Source organism: Rhizobium sp. RU20A (assembly GCF_900155885.1).
Lineage (GTDB): Bacteria > Pseudomonadota > Alphaproteobacteria > Rhizobiales > Rhizobiaceae > RU20A.
On the sequence record NZ_FTMB01000003.1, the window covers coordinates 44,150 to 66,137 of the forward strand.

At 63.3% G+C, this 21,988-nt stretch carries 22 protein-coding genes; 9 read left to right on the forward strand and 13 right to left on the reverse strand.

Annotation, left to right across the window (positions count from 1 at the left end):
* From F3H41_RS10690 to dapD, 4 genes are read right to left on the reverse strand one after another with little or no spacing between them, the layout of a single operon-like run.
* Positions 1–591, reverse strand: a complete 591-nt coding sequence (locus tag F3H41_RS10690; RefSeq protein ID WP_149738668.1) for a hypothetical protein — start codon at positions 589–591, stop codon at positions 1–3.
* Positions 578–1,804 (reverse strand): succinyl-diaminopimelate desuccinylase, encoded by a 1,227-nt coding sequence (gene dapE / locus F3H41_RS10695; RefSeq protein WP_149738669.1) that lies wholly within the window; start codon positions 1,802–1,804, stop codon positions 578–580. Before dapE ends, F3H41_RS10690 begins: the two co-directional genes overlap by 14 nt.
* A gap of 47 nt (positions 1,805–1,851) precedes the next feature.
* A complete protein-coding gene (locus F3H41_RS10700; protein ID WP_244616165.1) occupies positions 1,852–2,271 on the reverse strand; it encodes a DUF805 domain-containing protein in 420 nt (139 codons plus the stop codon).
* A 5-nt stretch (positions 2,272–2,276) separates the two neighbouring features.
* Positions 2,277–3,134, reverse strand: coding sequence for a 2,3,4,5-tetrahydropyridine-2,6-dicarboxylate N-succinyltransferase (gene dapD / locus F3H41_RS10705; protein ID WP_149738670.1), 858 nt, complete (start codon positions 3,132–3,134; stop codon positions 2,277–2,279).
* A gap of 278 nt (positions 3,135–3,412) precedes the next feature.
* Between dapD and F3H41_RS10710 the strand changes: the two genes are divergently transcribed.
* A complete protein-coding gene (locus tag F3H41_RS10710) occupies positions 3,413–4,318 on the forward strand; it encodes an LOG family protein (RefSeq protein ID WP_149738671.1) in 906 nt (301 codons plus the stop codon).
* Positions 4,319–4,397: 79 nt separating this feature from the next.
* On the opposite strand, the gene F3H41_RS10715 is transcribed toward F3H41_RS10710, so the two are convergent.
* Together F3H41_RS10715 and F3H41_RS10720 are read right to left on the reverse strand one after the other, a co-directional pair.
* Positions 4,398–4,943 carry an EF-hand domain-containing protein gene (locus F3H41_RS10715; protein ID WP_188129427.1) on the reverse strand — a complete coding sequence of 182 codons (546 nt, stop codon included), beginning with the start codon at positions 4,941–4,943 and terminating at the stop codon, positions 4,398–4,400.
* A gap of 227 nt (positions 4,944–5,170) precedes the next feature.
* Entirely contained in the window at positions 5,171–5,374 is a 204-nt protein-coding gene (locus tag F3H41_RS10720) for a DUF2735 domain-containing protein (protein ID WP_149738673.1), read from the reverse strand.
* Positions 5,375–5,904: 530 nt separating this feature from the next.
* Here F3H41_RS10720 and F3H41_RS10725 point away from each other — a divergent pair.
* Entirely contained in the window at positions 5,905–6,945 is a 1,041-nt protein-coding gene (locus F3H41_RS10725; RefSeq protein WP_149738674.1) for a glutamine synthetase beta-grasp domain-containing protein, read from the forward strand.
* Between the two features lie 335 nt (positions 6,946–7,280).
* On the opposite strand, the gene F3H41_RS10730 is transcribed toward F3H41_RS10725, so the two are convergent.
* Positions 7,281–7,985, reverse strand: a complete 705-nt coding sequence (locus tag F3H41_RS10730; protein WP_149738675.1) for a pyrimidine 5'-nucleotidase — start codon at positions 7,983–7,985, stop codon at positions 7,281–7,283.
* 113 nt (positions 7,986–8,098) lie between these two features.
* On the opposite strand from F3H41_RS10730, the gene F3H41_RS10735 reads away from it, so the two are divergent.
* Together F3H41_RS10735 and F3H41_RS10740 are read left to right on the forward strand one after the other, a co-directional pair.
* Positions 8,099–9,004 carry an EamA family transporter gene (locus F3H41_RS10735; RefSeq protein WP_149738676.1) on the forward strand — a complete coding sequence of 302 codons (906 nt, stop codon included), beginning with the start codon at positions 8,099–8,101 and terminating at the stop codon, positions 9,002–9,004.
* A 99-nt stretch (positions 9,005–9,103) separates the two neighbouring features.
* The gene (locus tag F3H41_RS10740; RefSeq protein ID WP_244616166.1) at positions 9,104–9,904 is read left to right on the forward strand and encodes a sterol desaturase family protein; all 801 of its coding nucleotides are present in this window, start codon (positions 9,104–9,106) and stop codon (positions 9,902–9,904) included.
* Between the two features lie 42 nt (positions 9,905–9,946).
* Here F3H41_RS10740 and argB read toward each other — a convergent pair whose 3' ends face one another.
* A complete protein-coding gene (gene argB / locus F3H41_RS10745; protein WP_149738677.1) occupies positions 9,947–10,834 on the reverse strand; it encodes an acetylglutamate kinase in 888 nt (295 codons plus the stop codon).
* 280 nt (positions 10,835–11,114) lie between these two features.
* Between argB and F3H41_RS10750 the strand changes: the two genes are divergently transcribed.
* The 3 genes from F3H41_RS10750 (at position 11,115) to F3H41_RS10760 (ending at position 13,140) form a co-directional block, all read left to right on the forward strand.
* On the forward strand, positions 11,115–11,657 hold the full coding sequence (locus tag F3H41_RS10750) for a sigma-70 family RNA polymerase sigma factor (RefSeq protein ID WP_149738925.1): 543 nt from the start codon (positions 11,115–11,117) through the stop codon (positions 11,655–11,657).
* On the forward strand, positions 11,654–12,376 hold the full coding sequence (locus F3H41_RS10755) for an anti-sigma factor (protein ID WP_149738678.1): 723 nt from the start codon (positions 11,654–11,656) through the stop codon (positions 12,374–12,376). Before F3H41_RS10750 ends, F3H41_RS10755 begins: the two co-directional genes overlap by 4 nt.
* A 206-nt stretch (positions 12,377–12,582) precedes the next feature.
* On the forward strand, positions 12,583–13,140 hold the full coding sequence (locus F3H41_RS10760; RefSeq protein WP_149738679.1) for a fasciclin domain-containing protein: 558 nt from the start codon (positions 12,583–12,585) through the stop codon (positions 13,138–13,140).
* Between the two features lie 261 nt (positions 13,141–13,401).
* On the opposite strand, the gene yihA is transcribed toward F3H41_RS10760, so the two are convergent.
* From yihA to rpmH, 5 genes are all read right to left on the reverse strand, one after another.
* Entirely contained in the window at positions 13,402–14,055 is a 654-nt protein-coding gene (gene yihA / locus F3H41_RS10765; protein ID WP_149738680.1) for a ribosome biogenesis GTP-binding protein YihA/YsxC, read from the reverse strand.
* A 59-nt stretch (positions 14,056–14,114) separates the two neighbouring features.
* Complete coding sequence (locus tag F3H41_RS10770; RefSeq protein ID WP_149738681.1) at positions 14,115–15,053, reverse strand: EamA family transporter; 939 nt, start codon at positions 15,051–15,053, stop codon at positions 14,115–14,117.
* A gap of 396 nt (positions 15,054–15,449) precedes the next feature.
* Entirely contained in the window at positions 15,450–17,246 is a 1,797-nt protein-coding gene (gene yidC, locus F3H41_RS10775; RefSeq protein ID WP_149738682.1) for a membrane protein insertase YidC, read from the reverse strand.
* Positions 17,246–17,641, reverse strand: a complete 396-nt coding sequence (gene rnpA / locus F3H41_RS10780) for a ribonuclease P protein component (RefSeq protein ID WP_149738683.1) — start codon at positions 17,639–17,641, stop codon at positions 17,246–17,248. The genes yidC and rnpA overlap by 1 nt, the downstream gene beginning before the upstream one ends.
* Positions 17,642–17,679: 38 nt before the next feature.
* Positions 17,680–17,814, reverse strand: a complete 135-nt coding sequence (gene rpmH / locus F3H41_RS10785) for a 50S ribosomal protein L34 (RefSeq protein WP_149738684.1) — start codon at positions 17,812–17,814, stop codon at positions 17,680–17,682.
* Positions 17,815–18,128: 314 nt separating this feature from the next.
* On the opposite strand from rpmH, the gene F3H41_RS10790 reads away from it, so the two are divergent.
* On the forward strand, positions 18,129–20,135 hold the full coding sequence (locus tag F3H41_RS10790) for a methyl-accepting chemotaxis protein (protein WP_149738685.1): 2,007 nt from the start codon (positions 18,129–18,131) through the stop codon (positions 20,133–20,135).
* A 359-nt stretch (positions 20,136–20,494) separates the two neighbouring features.
* Positions 20,495–21,940: a HAMP domain-containing sensor histidine kinase gene (locus tag F3H41_RS10795; RefSeq protein WP_244616176.1), complete on the forward strand. Its 1,446-nt coding sequence runs from the start codon at positions 20,495–20,497 to the stop codon at positions 21,938–21,940.
* Positions 21,941–21,988: the final 48 nt, after the last annotated feature.

Below are 21,988 nucleotides of genomic sequence, written 5' to 3' on the forward strand. Positions count from 1 at the left end.
TCAGCCGAGTCCGAACGCGTGCTGCAGAAACTGCGCGATGATGACGGCGGGCAGGATGAACAGCGTCGTCAGGGCGACGGCAAGCAGAGTCTGCTCGCCGCAGATGCTGCGCACGATGCGAAACAGCGCGAAAATTGAGCCGAAGAGCACGACCAGCATCAGGAAGCTGGCAAAGCCCGCCATCTGCGGCGCGATGAGATTGAGCGCGATCGGCACGGCACCGAGATAGAGCGCCGGCAGCGAAAACCAGTTCGAGGCGACGATCAGCGGGGCGATCATGTCGGAGAAGCCGAGCGGGCGCGACAGGATGGCGATGATGACGAGCGGTCCGATCCAGGACAGGATGTCAACGATCAGCAGCTTGACGAAAAAGCTTGCGCCGACCGACGTGCCGGCCGGAAAGCCGGAGAGGTAGGACAGCCGGAAGGACGCCCAACCGATGGCCAATGCCGGAAGGCTCCAGACGATGGCGGAAAAAGAGCGCCAGACGCCGGCGGCGCTGATGTCGAGCCAGGCGAGACCGTCGCGCCGTCCCATGACCAGCGCGTGGATGCCGCGTAGATAGACCGAAACTTCCTCAAATCCCGGCATCGTCAAACCACCGTTCGATGAAGGCCTCGTAGATGCGGGTCAGCGTTTCCAGATCAGCGACGGGCACGCGCTCGTCCACCATGTGCATGGTCTGGCCGACGAGGCCGAATTCCACCACGGGGCAGTAATCCTTGATGAAACGCGCATCCGAGGTGCCGCCGGTTGTGGAGAGCTTCGGCGCCCGGCCGACCGTCGCCTCGACCGCGGCCGACAGGGAGCCGATCAGGCCGTTGTTGCGCGTCAGGAACACATGGCTTGGACGCTCCCGCCAGGCGAGCGTGTAGCGCACGGGGGGGCGTCCCTCGCGTAGCGGCGAGGCCTCTGCCGCCCGCGCCAGCCGCGCCTCGATCTCGGCCATCAGGCTTTCGACCGTCCAGCGGTCGTTGAAGCGGATGTTGAAGCTCGCCCTTGCTTTGGCCGGAATGACGTTGACGGCGGGATTGCCGACGTCGATCGAGGTCACCTCGAGATTGGAGGCCGGAAACTCCGCCGTGCCGGCATCAAAGGGCGGGTTCATCAGCGCTTCGGCCAGCGTCAGGATACCACGAACCGGGTTGTCGGCCAGATGCGGATAGGCGGCATGGCCCTGGACGCCATGCACGGTGACGGTGCCGGACACCGAGCCGCGCCGGCCGATCTTGATCATGTCGCCGAGTTCATTCGGATTGGTCGGCTCGCCGACAAGGCAAGCGTCCCAGCGCTCGCCGCGGGCGGCGGCCCATTCGAGGAGCTTGACCGTGCCGTTGACCGCCGGTCCTTCCTCGTCGCCGGTGATGAGGAAGGAGATGGAGCCGGGAAACGCGCCCTTGCGGGCCTTGATGCGCGCGACGGCGGCAACGAAGCAGGCAATGCCACCCTTCATATCCACCGCGCCGCGGCCATACATTTCGCCGCCGGCAATCTCGGCCGCGAAGGGCGGATGCGTCCAGCTATCGGCATCGCCGACCGGCACGACATCGGTATGGCCGGCGAACATCAGGTGCGGACCATCGGTGCCGAGCCGAGCATAGAGATTCTCGATATCGGGCGTGCCCTCTTCCGTCATGGTGACGCGGTCGACCGCAAAGCCAAGCGGGGCCAGCATGGCGGCAAGCGCGACGAGCGCGCCGCCTTCGGCCGGTGTCACGGACGGGCAGCGGATGAGGCTTGCGAGATTGGCGACGGGATCGGTGGAGACGGCGGCGGAAAAATCGGAGGGCGACGTGGTGGACATGGGCATTCCTTCTGGCCCCGCTTTTCTAGAGCATCGGCCCTCGCCTGTCACGGCGCTTCGGTGTCGCGGCCGGTGTGAAAGGGGCGGGTTTTCGGCTGGTTTACGGCAGGGCCGTAATCGTTGGCACCCGCCGTACCGGGCAGCAGGCACAGCGCCGCGAAGGCGAAGAGGCTGAGGGCGGGAATGAAGAGGCAGATCGCCAGCGGTGCCGGCTGGTTGAGGTCATGCAGCCGCTTGATGGCCAGCATGACCAGAGAGACGACGGAGACGGCGGCCACCAGAATGAAAACGAGGCTCCAGAGCATGGGCGTCACCACCTCGGTGCGATGGGCGACGATCTGCGCGGCCGGCACGCCCGCGACGGCCAGCCAGAAGAGCCAGGCGAGGAAAAAGGCGAGCCGCCCGAGCCGGCCGGACGGGCTGAAGAGCAGCCAGCCCATGCCGGGAGACAAGTGGCCCGCCTGCATGAGGATCAGTCCCGCAGCAGTTCGTTGATGCCGGTCTTGGAGCGGGTCTTTTCGTCCACCGTCTTCACGATGACGGCGCAATAAAGGTTCGGGGCGGGCTGGCCGTTCGGCATGGTGGCGCCGGACGGCAGCGAGCCGGCAACCACGACCGAATAGGGCGGCACTTCGCCGTAGGTGATCTCGCCGGTGGCGCGGTTGACGATCTTGGTGGACTTGCCGATGAAGACGCCCATGCCGAGCACCGAGCCTTCACGCACGATGCAGCCTTCAACGACTTCGGAACGGGCGCCGATGAAGCAATTGTCCTCAATGATCGTCGGGCCGGCCTGCATGGGCTCCAGCACGCCGCCAATGCCGACGCCGCCGGACAGGTGCACATGCTTGCCGATCTGGGCGCAGGAACCGACCGTTGCCCAGGTATCGACCATGGTGCCCTCGCCGACATAGGCGCCGAGGTTGACGAAGGAGGGCATCAGGATCGCATTCGGCGCGATATAGGCGGAGCGGCGCACAACGCAATTCGGTACGGCGCGGAAGCCGGCGCGTTCGAATTCATTGACGCTCCAGCCTTCGAACTTGGAGGGCACCTTGTCCCACCAGACCGATTCGCCCGGCCCGCCGCGCACGATTTCCATGGGGTTGAGGCGGAAGGAGAGCAGCACGGCCTTCTTCAGCCACTGGTTCACCGTCCAGGTGCCGTCTTCGCCGCGCTCGGCCACGCGGGCCTTGCCGCTGTCGAGCAGGTTCAGCGCTTCCTCGACGGCATCGCGGACTTCGCCGCGGGTGCTGGTGGAGATGGTATCGCGGGCCTCGAAGGCGTCTTCAACGATGCGCGACAGGGTGGCGGCGTCATGGGCGGTCATCGGAATTCCTTAAGCTTCGACGGATAGTCTGATCAAATGGTCAAACCCCTCTAGAACATGCACCCGAAAAGATGAAGTGCTTTTCGGGCAGCGGCGAAGGAGGGCCCAGCCGCGACCCGCGAAAGATTGTGCGCCCCATGCTTGCGGCGCGCGCCCCGGCGGGGCCCAGCAAATGTCGCAACCGTGAACGGTGCGGCGTTCGAAGCCCCGTCCCAAAGTGCTAGATGGCACCCCAAGCGTCATGAAGGACGCACGAGGAAACACCTGGAAGAGATGACATGGCACGCATGAAGAAGGCAAACCTTCGCCGCAAGGACGGCGTCTGGGACGCACTGGCCGACAGCCAGCAGGACAAGCACCGGGCCCGCGCGGTGCCGGAAACGCCGCAGACGATGTCGCCCACCTACCGGCTTGCCTATACGGACGAGGATTTCCTCTGCCGGGAGGAACTGCGGCCGATCCGCCTGCAGCTCGAACTGCTGAAACCGGAAATGATGCTGGCCGAACACGGCATCAAGTCCACCGTCGTTCTCTTCGGCGGCGCGCGCATTCCCGAACCCGGCGGCGATGCCTGGGCGGCGAAGAACGAAACGCAGCGCGCCAATCTGACGGCGGCTTCCATCTATTATGACGAGGCGCGCAAATTCGCGCGGCTCTGCTCGGAGCATTCGGCCCTCTCTGGCCACCGCGAATTCGTGGTCGTGACGGGCGGCGGACCGGGTGTCATGGAGGCGGGCAATCGCGGCGCGGCCGATGTCGGCGCGCCTTCGATCGGGCTCAACATCGTGCTGCCGCACGAACAGGCGCCGAACCCGTACGTGACGCCGGACCTCTCCTTCAATTTCCATTATTTTGCGATCCGCAAGATGCACTTCCTGGTGCGCGCCAAGGCCGTGACCGTGTTTCCGGGCGGCTTCGGCACGATGGATGAGCTTTTCGAGACGATCACGCTGATGCAGACCGGGCGCATGGCGCTGGTGCCGCTGATCCTCTTCGGCGAGGCCTTCTGGCGCAAGATCATCGATTTCCAGGCGCTTGCCGATTTCGGCACGATTGCGCCGAACGATCTCGATCTCGTGCACTTCGTCGAAACGGCCGATGAGGCCTGGGACATCATTTCGCGCTTCTATGCCAAGGTCGATCCGCTGGTGGATGGCATTCCACTGGCCTCCGGCCGGCGCTGAGGCAGCAGATCCGAAACGCAGATCGGCCCGGACAGCACAAGCCATCCGGGCCGAGTGTCTTTCAAAGCCGATCGTTCGATCAGATCTTGCGGGTGAAGTCGGCTGCGTCGATCACGCCGTCACCATTTTTGTCCATGCGCTTGAACCGTTCGCTGACGAGGGCGTCGATCTCCGGGCGGCTGAGGCTGCCGTTGCCATCGACATCGGCGCGCTTGAAGGCTCCCTTGCCCATGCCCGGCACCATGGCGAGGCGCGCCTGACGCACCTTTTCGCGCATCTCGGCGCGGGCCTCCTCATTTTTCGGCCCCTTTTCGCGCCGTTCTTCGCGCAGCGCCTGGCGCGCTTCCTTCATCGCCTTGCGCACGCCCTGCATTTCCTGCCGGCTGATCTCGCCATTGCCGTCCTTGTCGGCCGCGGCGAAGCGCTTCGTCGCATCAGCCTGGATTTCGGCAAGCGTGATCTTGCCGTCCTTGTTGGTATCAAGCCGCGTCATCATGGCCTGAAGGCGCTGCTGCGGATCACGGCGCTCATGGCCGGCGTTATCCTTGGCGGCAAAAGCCGGCGCGATGGCAGTCGCGAGAAGGGCGACGGCAATGCCGGCCGTTGCGATGGATCGGATTGTCATGTGGGCTGGTCCTTTCTCTCTGGTCCCTGAGTATGACAATAGGGAAAAAGGTGAAGGAGACCAGTTACAGTTTTGTAATGCAAGCAACTGAAATAAATCAGTTTTTCGCCACAGCATTGCGGCAGATGTAACGGCTGTGTTTCTGAAATCGGGCAGACATCAAAACGAAAACGCCCTCGCAGACACCAGGCCGGCGGGGGCGCTTGTATCGTGGATCGGGAGGACGCCTACTGGCGCCAGGGATCCGTGGACGAAGGAGCGGCGGTGCGGATGGCGTCGCTGTGATACCAGCAGCTATCCAGCGCTTCGGCGCAAATATTGTCAGAGAGCTTGATCTCGTTGCTCACCTGCGTCTGCCGAAGGAAGCCGCGCCGTCCACCCGTCGGGAATGCAATGATCTCTGCGCTATCGCGATGCGGGGTGGCCAACATGACAGAACTCCTTTCGATGACCTTTGACCGTGATCATAACGGAACGGGCGCCAAATTGCACATAAATTGTTCTGTATGATTACTTTTTTTGCATTTATCGCCCATTTTTCGAGCTGCAGGCCGAAAACGCAAATTTTAGGCAGTGCAAGCTCAATTTTTAAGCAATAGCGCGCAGGTCCTTGGTGGGAAAATGCAAAGCCCTCGACATGCGTTCCGCCGAGCTGCAGCTTTTTCGTGCGATTTTGTCGCAGCGCCAAAAAAAGCGGCTAACTGCGGATGATGCGGAAAGGTCAGGGCCCCTGACCTATCTGACGGATTCTGTTCCTGTTTTCACAGCCCTGTCGCAAAAGGTCGGCCCGCCTGCCGACGAATCACCTGCTGGCCATGCCTGCCTTTCGGTTCTACCCCGCCAATCTGGCACGCGATATGCATTTCCTTCTGCGAAAGCCCAGACCGGCTTGGACTGCCCGGCAGATCCGCTTCGACGGGCCCGCTTTCACCTCGACGGGTAACTTAAAGAGAGAGTTGAAATGACCAAATATAAGCTCGAGTACATCTGGCTTGACGGCTACAAGCCGACGCCGAACCTTCGTGGCAAGACGCAGATCAAGGAATTCGATGCCTTCCCCACGCTCGAGCAGCTGCCGCTCTGGGGCTTTGACGGTTCCTCCACCATGCAGGCCGAAGGCCGCTCGTCGGACTGCGTGCTGAAGCCCGTCGCCGTTTACCCGGATCCGGCCCGCACCAACGGCGTTCTCGTCATGTGCGAAGTCATGATGCCCGATGGTGTCACGCCGCATGAGTCCAACGCCCGCGCCACGATCCTTGACGACGAAGGCGCCTGGTTCGGCTTCGAGCAGGAATACTTCTTCTACCAGGACGGCCGCCCGCTCGGCTTCCCGGAATCCGGCTACCCGGCCCCGCAGGGCCCGTACTACACCGGCGTCGGCTACAAGAACGTCGGTGACGTCGCTCGCGAAATCGTCGAAGAGCACCTCGACCTCTGCCTCGCCGCCGGCATCAACCACGAAGGCATCAATGCCGAAGTGGCCAAGGGCCAGTGGGAATTCCAGGTGTTCGGCAAGGGCTCAAAGCGCGCCGCCGATGAAGTCTGGATGGCCCGTTACCTGCTGCTCCGCCTGACGGAAAAGTACGGCATCGACATCGAATTCCACTGCAAGCCGCTCGGCGACACCGACTGGAACGGCTCGGGCATGCACTGCAACTTCTCGACCACGTACATGCGCGAAGTTGGCGGCAAGGCCTATTTCGAAGCGCTGATGGCGCAGTTCGAGAAGAACCTGCAGGCCCACATCGACGTCTACGGTCCGGACAACCACCTGCGCCTGACCGGCAAGCACGAAACGGCTCCGTGGAACAAGTTCTCCTACGGCGTTGCCGATCGTGGCGCCTCGATCCGCGTTCCGCACTCCTTCGTCAAGAACGACTACAAGGGCTACCTCGAAGACCGCCGTCCGAACTCCCAGGGCGACCCCTACCAGATCGCTTCCCAGGTTCTGAAGACGATCTCGGAAGTGCCGTTGCCGGGCCAAGCTACGGCTGCCGCCTGATCAGACAGAGCGTCCTCCCAGGACCAAGGGCGTCGGCTTCGGCCGGCGCCCTTTTTGTTTTTCGGGACGTGATTGGAGGGTGCGGCGTGGACCCGGCCAAGGCGATGGCTCTGATGGGCGACACCTCTCCTCCGTCATGCTCGGGCTTGACCCGAGCATCCACTTTCCTCGCCACGGCTGTGGCGTGGATCCTCGGCTCGGAGGCCGAGGATGACGGAGTGTGTGGTTCAGGTCGGCGTACTGAAACCGTGTCAGTTCTGCCTTGCGCGCCAGATCATACCCGGCCTAGGTCGTGCGAAGACTGACAGCCACCCCATGACAGCACGATCCGTCCCTCACAGGAGGTTCGACAGAAACTCCGTCAGGTTTTCGGTGATGAAGTCGATCTGGTCGCAGGTTTCGTCTACGCGTTCCCAGGCTTCGGCGACGTCATATTCGAGGTTGCGCGGCACGAGCAGCACGGTCTTCATGCCGAGCGCGCGGGGAACGACGAGATTGCGCGGCAGGTCCTCGAACATGGCTGCGTTCCGGGTATCGACGCGGTGCAGGCTCATGAACTTGTCGTAGGTCTCGCCGGCCGGCTTCGGCGTATAGCCGGCGGCGACGATGTCGAAGATGTCGTCGAAATGATCGAGGATGCCGAGCGCGCGGGCGGCCATTTCGGCATGGCGCACGCTGCCATTGGTGAAGATGAACTTGCGGCCGGGCAGCGCCTTGATTACGGCGCCGAGCTCCGGATCGGCCGGAACCACGCCGTAGTCGATGGCGTGCGCCTTTTCGAGGAAGTCGTCGGGATCGATGCCGTGATGCAGCATCAGCCCCTGAAGGGTGGTGCCGTGATCGCGGTAATACTGCTTCTGCAGCACGCGCGCATCTTCCGGAGACAGGGACAACAGGGTCGCAACATAGGCCGTCATGTTGCGGTCGATCTGCGAGAAGAGATCGACGTGATGCGGGTAGAGCGTGTTGTCGAGGTCGAAGACCCAGTCGGTGACGTGGGAAAATTCGGCTTTGGTCGGGGCGCGGCGATAATCGGTCATGGCGCCTTATGGCACGGACCGCGCCGGCCGCGAAGGGCCTTCTTCGGCGGGCCGCGCCGCCACGCGGATTTTCCGCTTCTCCGCCGCCGGGCTGCGTGATACCGCCGGAGATCATGGACGCCTGGATCCCCATCACCATCGCCGCCGCCTTTCTGCAGAACCTGCGCTCGGCCCTGCAGAAGCATCTGCGCACCTCGCTCGGCACGACCGGGGCGAGCTTTGCCCGCTTCGGCTACGGCTTTCCCGTCGCGGTGCTTTACGTGGTGGCGCTCACTGCCCTCGTCGGCTACCGGATGCCGCAGCCGAACCTTACCTTCGCGGTGTGGGGCATCATCGGGGGCCTCGCGCAGATCTATGCAACGATCCTGCTCGTTCACCTCTTCTCGCTGCGCAACTTCGCCGTCGGAACCGCCTATTCCAAGACCGAACCGGTGCAGGCTGCCCTGTTCGGCCTGATCATCCTCGGCGAGCGGCTGACGGCGGGGGCCGTGGCGGCGATCGTCGTCGGGGTGGTCGGGGTCATGCTGATTTCGGTGGCGCGCCAGCGGCTGTCGCCCGGCAACCTCGTGAGGGCGATGACCAGTCGGGAAGCGCTGATCGGCATCGCATCCGGCGCCATCTTTGGCATTTCCGCCGTTGCCTACCGCTCGGCGTCCCTGTCGCTCGGGGGTGATCAACCGATCATGCAGGCCGCCTTCACGCTCGCCTGCGTCACCGGCTTCCAGACCGTCTACATGCTCATCTGGATGGCGATCACGGATCGGGCCGAGATCGGCCGCGTGGCGCGCTCCTGGCGCTCCTCCAGCCTCGTGGGCCTTGCCGGCGTCATGGGGTCGGCCTGCTGGTTCACGGCCATGACGCTGCAGCAGGTGGCCTATGTGCGGGCGCTCGGCCAGATCGAACTCGTCTTCACCTTCGCCTCCTCGGTCTTCATCTTTCGCGAGCGCATCAACCGCATGGAGGTGACCGGCTGCCTGCTTATCGTTTCCGGCATTCTCCTGCTGCTGGCCTGGAAATAGGCTGCATGCGACAGACCGCGCGGCCAAAAGGCGATGCAAGCGGCCGGGCGGCATGGTAAAAGCTGTGAAAGAGACGGTAGGACGAATGGAAACGGCATGATGAACGGTTTTCTTGACGGCGCGATGCTTTTCGGCGGCATTCTGGCTGCGCTTTATGCCGTGACCGTCGCCATCTATTTCATCCTCGGCTTCGGCATCACATGGATGAACGATCGCAATCCCGAGCGCCGCATCCAGAAGGGGCGGTTCGGGGAAAAGCGCCGGCAGGCGGAAATCCGCCAGAGCATGGCCTCTATCCTCGTCACCTGCCTTTCCGTCGCCATCGGCATTTTCGCGCAGTTGCAAGGTTGGACGATCACGCCGTGGGCGTTCAGCTGGTGGACGGCGCTGCCGCTCTTCCTGCTGACCATGGTGCTCTTCGACGCCTGGTTCTATTTCGCGCACCGGGCGCTGCACACCAAGCCGCTCTACAAATACCATGCCCTCCACCACAAGAGCGTGGCGCCAACCGCCTGGAGCAATGATTCCATCGGCCTCGTCGACACCGCGCTGTCGCAGGGCTTCTATGCCGTTGTCGTCTTTATCATCCCCATCCCGCCCGTCATCCTGCTCGCGCACCGCGCCTTCGACCAGATCAACGGCACCTTCGGCCATGCGGGCTTTGAATATTTCGCCTCGAAGACGGCGCGCTATCCCTCCCCCATGCTGTGCACGACCTATCACGACCAGCACCATGCCGAGTTCCGTTTCAACTACGCGAACTACTTTTCTTTCTGGGACCGCATAATGGGCACGATCTCGCCCGTCTACGACCAGCGGGTCGAGAGCTTCGAGGCCAATCAGGCCCCGCTCTCGCTGAAGCGTCCCATCGATCCGGCAAAGGAAAAGGCGGCCAGCTGACGCTGCCGCCTTTCGCTTGTCTCTTCGCGGCACCAGCCCGTCTCAGGGAACGATGAGCGTGCCCGCACCGTGTTCGGTGAAGATTTCCAGAAGCACCGAGTGGGCAGTCTTACCGTTGAGGATGACGACGCCCTGTACGCCGGCCTTGATGGCCTCGATGCAGGTCTCGACCTTCGGAATCATGCCGCCGGAAATCGTGCCGTCGGCGATCAGCGCATGGGCCTCGGCGACGGAGAGTTCCTTGATGAGCTGGCCGTTCTTGTCGAGCACGCCGGGCACGTCGGTGAGGAACAGCAGGCGCGTGGCGTTCAGCGCACCGGCGATGGCGCCGGCAAAGGTGTCGGCATTGATGTTGTAGGTATGGCCGTCGCGGCCGGGCGCCACCGGCGCAATGACCGGGATCATCTCGGAGCGGGCAAGCAGGTCGAGAAGCGTGCGGTCGACTTCGACGACATCGCCGACGAAGCCGAGGTCCAGCACGCGCTCGATGTTGCTGTCGGGATCGCGCACCTTCTTCTCCGCCTTTTCGGCGAAGACCATGTTGCCATCCTTGCCGCACAGGCCGATCGCCCATTCGCCGGTCTGGTTGATGAGCGCGACGATCTCCTTGTTGATGGAGCCGGCCAGAACCATCTCGACGATCTCGACCGTCTTCTGGTCGGTGACGCGCAGGCCCCCTTCGAACTTCGATTCGATGCCCATCTTGGTCAGCATGGCGCCGATCTGCGGACCGCCACCGTGCACGACGATGGGGTTGACGCCCGATTGCTTGAGCAGCGCGATATCCTCGGCAAAGGCCTTGCCGAGTTCGGCATTGCCCATCGCATGGCCGCCATATTTGACGACGATGGTCTTGTTTTCATAGCGCTGCATATAGGGCAGAGCCTGGGCCAGAAGACGGGCCTGCGTTTCGCTTTCGGTTGCGGACATGGTGTACCCCTGCAAATGATCGCCCACCGCTCTAGAACATGACGGAGCGAAAGAAAATGCCGGATGCGCTGCAAATCACAGACGGCGGCGCATTTCCGGCCCGACATGATCCGCAGGCGACGTGACGGCGTAGTGACAGCCGATTTGCAAAGTCGAACTGGCGAGGAGTGACGCGGCCATGAGCGATCTTTCAACAGCCGACAGCCGGCCTTTCGCGGCGAAGACGACGCGGCAGGGCGCGGGCCTGCACATGACCATGCAAACGGGACGGGTGAGATCCATGACTGATGCCGAGACGATTTCCGACCTGATCGGTCGCGTCGCCTTGAAGGACAGGAAAGCCTTTTCCACGCTTTACCAGACAACGAGCCCGAAACTTTTCGCGATCTGCATGCGTATCCTTCGCGACAGGAACGAAGCGGAAGAAGCGCTGCAGGAGGTCTATGTGAAGATCTGGCAGCGGGCCGACCGTTTCGCCACCGGGTCGGCGACGCCGATCGCTTGGCTTGCGGCCATTGCGCGCAATCACGCCATCGACGTGATCCGGGCCCGCAAGCCCGTAGGAGACACGATTGACGAGGCGTATGATTTGGCCGATTCTGCCCCCACCCCGGAAATGCAGGTGGAACTGCGGGCCGAGGGGCGCCGGATCGATACCTGCATGGAGCGGCTGGGAGAAGACAGGGCAACGGCCGTGCGCCGGGCCTATGTGGAAGGCCTGAGCTACCAGGAGCTTGCGGACCTCTTCTCCGTGCCGCTGAATACGATGAGAACATGGCTGCGACGCAGCCTGTTGAAGCTGAGAGAGTGCATGGAGCAATGACCAGCAAGGGAACCAAGGGTGGCGACTCGACGCGCGACGAGGTGATCGCGGGCGAATATGTGCTGGGCGTTCTCTCGGCCGAGGACCGCCGGAAGGTGGAATCGCGCCTGGCGACCGACCGCGCCTTTGCCGCCATGGTGGACCGCTGGCAGAGCAACCTTTCCAGCTTCGATGAGGCTTACGAACCGATCGCCCCGCCGAAGAGCACTTATGCGGCGATCGAAAAGCGCCTTTTTGCCGAGACGGCCCTGACGCCGGCACGCCAGCCGCGCGGCCTTTGGAATTCTATTGGTTTCTGGCGCGGCTTTTCGCTCGCCTCCGTCGCCGGGATCGCCGGGCTTCTTGCCTTCGGCAACGGCAATGTGATGACCCCGCGCGGCACGCGTGCGCCGTTGGTGGCTGAAATGAAGGGCAAGGATGCGCCCATCGACCTCGTTGCCCATTATGATGCGACGAGCGGAACGCTGGATGTGACGCCGGTGGCCGCCGGTGCGGACGACCAAAAATCGCTCGAGTTGTGGCTTGTGAAGCCGGATGGCAAGACCGTCTCCCTTGGCGTGCTGCCGCAGACAGGTGAGGGCTCACTGACCGTCTCGCCCGATCTGCGGGGCGGCATGACGAACGGCGCAACACTGGCCGTCAGTGTGGAGCCGTTTGGTGGCTCGCCAACGGGTGTCGCGACGGGTCCGGTGATCCTCGTGGGCGCAATGGCGCAATAGCGACCGCCGCGCCGCATCCTGCTACCGTGAAATGGCCGGCCGTCCCGCCGGCCTTTTTCTTTTTTGCGCCCAGTCGATTTTTCTTCCGTCGGCCTGAAACTTCCTTTCGACCCCTCCCGTAGATGCCAACGTTCCCAAGGAGGAACGGCGCTTGGAGTGGCGGGATGAAGCCCGCACGGCGTCGCCAACAACTGGAAGGAAGACCCATGCTGAAGACCATGATCCGTACCCTGACCGTGGCCACGATGCTGACAGCCGGCACGCTGGCAGCGCATGCCGAAAACCCGATGGTTGGCGGTGCCGCCATGTATGAGAACAAGAACATCGTCGAGAACGCCGTCAACTCGAAGGATCACACCACGCTGGTCGCCGCCGTGAAGGCCGCCGGCCTCGTCGAGACGCTCTCCGGCGCCGGCCCGTTCACCGTGTTTGCGCCGACCAACGCCGCCTTCGAAGCCCTGCCGGCCGGTACGGTCGACACGCTGCTGAAGCCGGAAAACAAGGAACAGCTGACGAAGGTGCTGACATGCCACGTTGTGGCCGCTGACGTGATGTCTGCCGCGCTCGCCAAGATGATCGCTGACGATGGCGGTACCCACAATGTCACGACGGTCGGCGGCTGCGTGCTGCAGGCCAAGGCCGATGGCGGCAAGGTGACGCTGACGGACGAAAATGGCGGCGTGGCGAATGTCACGATCGCCGACGTCAAGCAGTCGAACGGCGTGATCCACGTCATCGACAAGGTCCTGCTGCCGAAGAGCTAAAGCACGTCCAGCAAAAGTGCGTTAGCGGTTTTGCGTCCGGACTGCGTAAAACAGGAGCTCGAGAATTTCCGGTGATCCGGTTTTCACCGGGAAGTCTCTAGGCCTGAAAACCTCCGGTGTTTCGGCGCTGTCGTCGGAACGCCCCGTCGGCCGGCACGGTGAGGCGGCGGCACTTCGGGTCCAGTCGTCGCTTCCCTCGGTCGTCGCGCCGCGTCTGCCTCACGGCAGGCGCGGCGTCGTCGTTTTGTCAGCGTCGCCCTGTCACGTCGTGACCGTCTTGACGATCGCGGCGCGCAATTCGTCGAGGCCCCTGCCCTTTTCGGACGAGGTCGAAAGGATCTCCGGATAGGCGGCCGGGCGCTTCTTGATGCGCTCGAGGCTCTCGGCGATCAGCCGGGGCACGCCGGCTTCCTTGATCTTGTCGGTCTTTGTCAGCACGAGCTGGTAGGACATGGCCGCCTTGTCGAGCAGGGCCATGACCTCCTCGTCGTTCTTCTTGATGCCGTGGCGGCTGTCGATCAGCACGTAGACGCGCTTCAGCGTGGCGCGGCCGCGCAGATAGTCGAAGACGAGCTTGGTCCAGTTGTCGACCGTCTCTTTCGGTGCCTCGGCATAGCCGTAGCCGGGCATATCGACCAGCGCCATGGGCGGCAGGTCGCCGTCCGCACCGCTATAGCCATCCGGCACGAAATAATTGAGCTCCTGCGTGCGGCCCGGCGTATTGGACGTGCGGGCAAGACCCTTCTGTCCCGTCAGCGCATTGATCAGCGAGGACTTGCCGACATTGGAGCGGCCCGCAAAGGCGATTTCCGGCGGTCCCTCGGGCGGCAGGAACTTCAGCGCAGGCACGCCGCGGATAAACACCCAGGGCTTGCCGAAGAGAGGCCGTTCTTCGTCGGGCGCGGGATTGTTCATCGTTCTTCTGCTCCGGGAGTGACATTATCTCCCCGGCTTTCGGGATTTGAGCGCGAAAGTCAAGGTGCAGGCATGGGCTTGGGCGGCGCGGAGGTGGGTCGGCGCTGCTGGCGCAGCATCTCGACCGTCAGATAACCGAAGAGCGCGACGAGCACCACGGCGCCACCGATCAGGGTGGAGACTGCGGGGATTTCGCCGTGGACGATGGCGACCCAGAGTGGCTGCAGCACGGTTTCGGCCGTGCCGAGGAGCGCGGCCAGCGCCGAGGGAATGAGGCGCGCGCCGGTGACGAAGAGCGCAAGGCCAAGGCCGAAATTGAGGGCACCGAGCGCGATGAGGACAATGAGTTCCTGGCCGGTGACGGCAAAGCCGGGTGTCTGGGTGGCCGCCATGGTGGCGGCCATCAGCGTCCCCAGGCAGACGGCCGGCGTCATGCGCACATGGGCATAACGCCGCGTGATGACGGTGGCGGTGGCAAAGACGAGCGCCACCAGCACGGCCAGCGCATCGCCGAGCGGCGAGACGGAGCCCGTCATGCTGTCCGAAACCATGATGCCGACGCCAGCAATCACGAGCGCAATGGCGATCCAGGTGGAGCCGGAGACGCGCTCGCGAAAGATCAGCCAACTCATCAGCGCCGCGATCAGCGGCACCGCCGCTCCGATCAGCACGACATTGGCGACGGTGGTGTAGGACAGCGCCAGAACGAAGGAAGTGGAGGCCGTGGCAAAACACGCCCCGACGGCAACGCCCGGCAGCCCCATGGCCGGAAAGAGCCGCAACATGGCGCGCGGACCGTCCCTCAACGCCATGAAGCCGATGAGGAAGAGCGCCGCGAAGACGGAGCGCCAGAAGACGATGGTCCAGCTGTCGGCATCCGGCAGGAAGCGCACCAGCATGCCCCCGAAACTCCACACGACCGCCGAGCCGAAGACGAGGGCGGCGCCGAGGCGTTGTTCGCTTCCAGGCGTCGCAGCCTGCGGCATGGCGGCGGTCATGGCGGTGTCCTCTCCCCGGCGGCGATGTCGCCTGCAGTCTGCTTACGAACGAGCTTAGCGCCATCGCTTCCCATCGGAAGCCGCACCAACGACGCGGGTCGTCGCATGTCCTGCGGGAAAAGGGAAGCGGTGGCGGGCAGCACCCCCTCTGCCCTGCCGGGCATCTCCCCCACAAGGGGAAGATTGGCAAGAGGCGCGACATTCCTGCAAAGTGGCGACTTCCCGAAGGTGACCCGGTCATGAGGGAGCGCGACATTACCCTCAGGTCGATCTCCCGCCTCGTGGGGGAGATGCTCGGCAGGACAGAGGGTGGGTATCCCGCCACAACCGCGCCAACGATAAAGGGCGCGTACCCTTCCAGATACGCGCCCCAGATCTTTCGCATCGTCCTGCCAGCTATTTCGCCGGCGCCGATTTCTTTTTGAACAATCCCTTGAGATTGTCGAAGAGCTCCACCTTCACCCCATGGCGCTTCATGATGATCGACTGCTGGATGATCGAGAGCGTGTTGTTCCAGGCCCAGTAGATCACCAGGCCCGCCGGGAAGCTGGCCAGCATGAAGGTGAAGACGAGCGGCATCCAGGTGAAGATCATCGCCTGGGCCGGATCGGGCGGCGTCGGGTTCATGCGCATCTGCAGGAACATGGTGATGCCCATGAGAATCGGCCACACGCCGATCATCAACATATGCGGCATTTCGATCGGGATCAGGCCGAAGAGGTTGAAGATCGAGGTCGGGTCCGGCGCCGAGAGGTCACGGATCCAGCCGAAGAACGGCGCATGGCGCATTTCGATCGTGACGTAGATGACCTTGTAGAGGGCGAAGAAGACAGGGATCTGCACCACGATCGGCCAGCAGCCGGCCAGCGGATTGATCTTCTCTTCCTTGTAGAGCTGCATCATCGCCTGCTGCAGGCCCATGCGGTCGTCGCCGAACTTGGCCTTCAGTTCCTCCATCTTCGGCTGAACCTTCTTCATGTTCGCCATGGACGCGTATTGCTTGTTGGCGAGCGGGTAGAAGAGCAGCTTGACCACGATGGTAGTGAGCAGGATGGCCACGCCGAAATTGCCGAAGAGATGGAAGAAGTAGTCCATCACCCAGAACATCGGCTTGGTGAAGAAGTAGAACCAGCCCCAGTCGATCATCAGGTCGAAATGCGGGATGGCGTAGCTTGTCTCGTAGCCGTCGATGACGGGAACCTGCTTGGCACCGGCGAAGAGAAGCGTCTTGTAGTCGGACTTCTGGCCCGGCGCGATCGTCTGCTTGTCCTGCTGGTAGTCGGCCTGATAGCGGGCGCGGCCATCGGTAAAGTGCGAGAAGCGCGTATCGTAGGCGGTCGCCTGCGGCGGGATGAGCGCTGCGGCCCAGTATTTGTCGGTGATGCCGAGCCAGCCGCCGGTGGCCTTGCCGGGCGAAAGCGTGCCGTCCTCTTCGGAGGCGTGATAGGTCTCTTCCTGCAGGCCATGCTCGCCGATGTAGCCGATAAAGCCTTCATGCAGAACGTAAGCGGCCGGGGTCAGCGGCTTGCTGAAGCGCGTCACGCGGCCATAGGTGGACAATTCGATCGGCGCGTCGCTGCCATTGCTGACACTGTCGACGATCTGGAACATGTATTTGTCGTCGACCGAAATGGTGCGGGTGAAGACGACGCCCTTTTCGTTGGTGAAGGAGAGGGTGACCGGCGTCGAAGGCGTCAGCTTGTCGCCGGAAGCCAGCGTCCAGGCCGTGTTGGCGGACGGGACCGTGCCGACATCGCTGCCGGCAACGAAGCCTGCCTCGGCGAAGTAGCCGTCCTTCGTATCGGCGGGGCTGAAGAGGGTGATGATCGGGCTCGTCGGGTCCACGGTCTCGTGGTAGGCCTTGAGCTTCAGGTCGTCGAAGCGGGCGCCCGTCAGACTGATGGAGCCGGAAAGGGCCGGCGTGTCGATCTGAACGCGCGCGGCCTTGGCCAGCGCCTCGTCACGGTTTTCCACCCCGCCGGGAACGGTGCCGGCCGCGCTGCCGGTGGCCGGCTGGGCCTGGCCATTGGCAGCAGTCGTGGCGTTGCCCGTCGTCTCGGTCTGTGCGGCCTGACGCTGCTGGGCTGCCAGGCGTTCCTTTTCCATCTTGGGATTGATGTAGAGAAACTGCCAAGCAATCAGGATGAGCACGGAGAGCCCGATCGCCACGAAATAATTACGGTTTTTTTCCATCACTCGTTCCTGGAGCCGGCCGGCGGCCGCTTCGGTTTCGGCTTTGACTGGATGCGGTCGCCAAGGGCTTTCGTGAGCGCTTCAAAGGAGGCGCCGAGCACCTCGCGGCGGGCGACAACGACATAGTCGTGTCCGGGCTGCATTGCAAATGCTGCGGAGAGGCGCACGGCTTCTTTCAGGCGACGGCGCATGCGATTGCGCTCTACCGCGTTGCCATGCTTCTTCGTGACGGTAAATCCGACACGGGCCGGTTCGTCCGGCACCTTGCGGTCGAGAACTTCCAACTGGAACAGCGGGCCCTTGCGGCGCTCGCCCTCTCTTGCCGCGAGAAACTGCGGCCGGCTTTTCAGCCGCCCGACAGTTGGTTTGTCCGCCGGCGTCTTGTCGTCGGCCACGGAAGGCCCGCGATCAGGACGCCGGGCGCTCACGGCGATCAGGCCGACAGGCGCTTGCGGCCACGGGCGCGGCGAGCCTTGATGACCAGACGGCCGCCCTTGGTGGCGATACGAGCACGGAAGCCGTGCCGGCGCTTGCGAACAAGCTTGGAGGGTTGGTAGGTACGCTTCATTTTTTTAAATACCGCGGTGTGCGGCCCTTCTTGGGTTTGCAGTTTTGCAAGAGCGTTTACGATCCGGGCACGGCGAGACGAGGCTTGTCTGCGCCCAGCCCAGGCGTGCGCGGCTTATAAGTGCAAAGAGCGCGCAAAGTCAATCAGCGCCGGACTTTCATTGACCAGATCCGCGTGCGCAGCATGGTTTTGGACGCGCAAGAAGGCCCAGCGCTCCCGAATTTCAACTATGAACGCTATGCTTTCGTTAACCGCGACTGACATAGGTTCGCGCCTCTGGAGTTTGAGGCAGCGTTCAAGGGAATCAGACACTCATGAAGATCCGCGGTAAAATCTATCTGGTCGTTGGTTTGATGGCCCTTGTGAGTCTTCTGATGGGCGCCGTGGCGCTCGGCGTGATCGAACGCTACAATCATCAGTTCCAAACATTCCAAAATGCCGCCGACCGGGCCTACAAGGGTGAGCGGCTGAACCGTCTCGTCACGGCCGTCGTGATGGATGCCCGCGGCATCTATGCCGCATCCAGCAAGGAAAAGGCGGCGCCTTTTGCTGAGGCCGTGGTCAAGAGCCTCGACAAGATCGACGCGTTGCTGGCGAGCTGGCTGCCACTGGTACCCGCCGAGCAGCGCGCCGCCCTCGACGCGGTCGTCAAGCGCGCCGGCGAGTTCCGCGCTTTCCGTATGGAGACGGCGCGTCTGGGGCGCGAGGAAACGCCCCAGGCTGCGAATGCACAGGGCAATAACGAGGAAAACCGCGCCAACCGCAAGGCGTTCCAAGCCGAGATCGATGCCGTCGTCGAGACGGACAAGGCCGTTCTCGAAGCCGTCCGCGCCGATATCGAAAACGTCCGCGGGACCATGTTCCTCCTGGTGCTCGTGACCGGTGTCGTCGGTCTTGGCGCCGGACTTGGTGCGGCCTTCATGATCGCAACGCACCACATCAGCCGGCCGATCACGCAGCTGAACGCAAATATGAAGGCGCTGGCTGCCGGCGATTACGCAACCACCATTCCCTTTGCCGGACGCAAGGACGAAATCGGCGAAATGGCTGCTACGGTCGAAGTGTTCAAGCGCAATGGCATCGAAGCTAAGGAACTGAACGTCCAGGAACGGATCATGCGCGACAACACCGCCAATCTGCAGACCGATATTGCCAGCGTTGTTTCCGCCGCCGTGAATGGTGATTTTTCGGGTCGCATTCAGAAAGACTATGGCGAACCCGGCCTCAACCGCCTTGCCGAAAGCGTCAACGCGCTCGTTGCCGCGGTAGACCTCGGCATTTCTGAAACGCAGCGCGCGGTGGCCAGTCTGGCAGCGGGCGACCTCACGGGCAGCATGTCCGGCTCGTTCGAAGGCGCCTTCGCCGCCTTGCAGCGCAATGTGAACGAGGCACTGCGCACGTTGCAGTCCACCATGCGCGACGTTCACGGGGCAACCGACCAGATTTCCGGCAATGCGAGCGAGTTGCGCAACGCTGCGGACGACCTGTCGAAGCGCACCGAGCAGCAGGCGGCCGCCCTTGAGCAGACGGCGGCAGCGCTGGAGGAAATCACCACGGCGGTCAGCCAGTCGACCGACCGGGCCCAGCAGGCTACCGACATGGTTGGCGAGACGACGGCAAGCGCTGCCCAGTCTGCGGTGATCGTGCGCGATGCCGTGAACGCCATGGAGCGGATCGAGCAGGCATCACGGGAAATCGGCCAGATTACCAACGTGATCGATGAGATCGCCTTCCAGACCAACCTTCTGGCGCTGAATGCGGGCGTCGAAGCAGCCCGCGCCGGTGACGCCGGCAAAGGCTTTGCCGTCGTGGCCCAGGAGGTGCGGGAACTGGCGCAGCGTGCCGCCAGCGCCGCCAAGGACATCAAGGGGCTAATCGCCAAATCCGGCGACGAGGTTGCCACCGGCGTGCGCCTCGTGCAGGCGACCGGCACGGCCCTCGCGGAGATCGAGACGAGCGTCGTCAAGATCAACGAACATATTCACTCGATTGCCGCCGCCGCACGCGAGCAGTCGACCGGCCTTGGCGAGGTCAGCCGCGCCGTCAACCAGATGGACCAGGTGACCCAGCAGAACGCTGCCATGGTGGAAGAGGCCAATGCCTCCGCCCACAAACTCTCCGGCGAAGCCACGACCTTGGCTCGCCTGGTGGCGCAGTTCCGCATTGCGGACGGACAGGACAGAAACCAGCCCGTTGCTGCCGCATCCGGCCACAATGCCCCGGTCGCTTCGCCGGCCCGTCGCATGGTGGACACGGTGGCAAAGGCTTTCACGGCCAAGCCACGCGCGGCGGCCGGCGGCTCCGGCTGGTCGGAATTCTGATCGAGCGGGTAACGGCCCGGGCCTCCTCTCATCTCATCCACGACATCGCAGGGCCAACCCTGCGATGTTTCGTTTTTGGCGCCTGCCTGTCGCTTACCTCGCCAACGCCTTTCGCCGTCATGAAGAGGCCTCACTCCTGCGGCCAATGGCGCATCCGTTGCTGACGCCCATTCAAACCCGCGCAGAAGTGTTTTAGGGTTCAACAACGACGCAGGCCTTGTATCGCCTGCAGTCCAATGGCGGGGCGCTGTCGTAGAGGTTCCGGTAACGGGCCGCAGGATACCGCCGAGGGACGGCGCAAGCCGGCCGAGACGATGGAGGCAGTCAAGCCCGTGACGAGCGAGCCCGAGCGACAAGGCCTGAAGACGGACATTGCCGAACCCGGTTTCTTCCGCGGTCTGTCGGGACGTCTGCTGTTGCTGACGGTGATTTTCGTCATGGTCGCGGAAGTCATGATCTTCGTGCCGTCCGTCGCCACCATGCGGCTGCGCTGGCTGAACGACCGGCTGAATACGGCCGCAGCGGCGGCCGTGACCGTCGATGGGCTCGACAATGTCGAATTGCCGCGCGCCGTGCAGGACGAGACGCTGATGGCGACGGGTACGCGCACGATCGCGCTGCGCCGGCAGGATGCCTCGCGGCTGATCGCCACCGTCGAGGACCCCGTCGACATCGACGCGCAATACGACATGGCCAACACCGGCTCCCTTGATGCGATCCGCGATGCACTGGACACGCTGATTTTCGGCGGCAACCGTACCATCCGCGTCTACGGTCCGATCGGCGAGAGCGACCAGACCATCGACGTCGTGATGAAGGACCGCAGCCTGCGCAAGGCGATGCTGACCTATGCCCGCAACGTCTTCATCCTCTCCTTCTTCATTTCGCTGATTACGGCGACGCTGATCTTCGTCTCCGTCAACCGCCTCACCATCGTGCCGCTGCGCCGGATCATCTCCAGCATGCAGGATTTCGCCGCCCACCCCGCCGATCCGGATCGCGTGCTGGTGCCGACGGACGGGCGCGACGAAATCTCGATCGCCGGCCAGCACCTTTCTGCCATGCAGACGCAGTTGCAGCGCACGCTGCGCGAACAGAAGAACCTTGCCGACCTCGGCCTCGCCGTCTCCAAGATCAATCACGACATGCGCAACATCCTCTCCTCCGCGCAGCTCATTTCCGACCGCCTGAACGATGTCGACGATCCCGTCGTCAAGCGCTTCGCGCCCAAGCTCCTGCGCACCATCGACCGCGCCGTCGGCTATACGAGCGACGTGCTCGCCTATGGCGGCACGAAGGAGGCGCCGCCCAACCGGCGCAAGCTGGCGCTCCAGCCGCTGGTGGCCGATGTCTCCGACATGCTGGGCCTTGATGCCCAGAGCGAGATCGTCTTTGCCATCGAGGTGGAAGAGACGATCGAGATCGATGCCGATGGTGAACAGATCTTCCGCGTCATCCACAATCTGTGCCGCAACGCGGTCCAGGCGCTTTCCGCCGACGAGACGCTGACGCAGCGCAAGATCACCGTCTCGGCGCTGCGCATGGGGTCTGTCGTCTCCATCTCCATCGACGATACAGGTCCCGGCATGCCGCAGAAGGCGCGGGAAAACCTCTTCACGGCCTTCCGCGGCTCCGCCCGCTCCGGCGGCACCGGACTTGGCCTTGCGATCGCCCGTGAAATCGTGCTCGCCCATGGCGGCACCATCGCGCTTGTCGAAAAGCCGACCGCCGGCACGCTTTTCCGCATCGAACTGCCGGACCAGCCCGTCTCCCTCGACACGTTCCGCAACCGCGCTCGCAACTGATTGTCATCCCCCCGTCACTTTTTTTCGCAACAGCGCTTGCATTCCCCG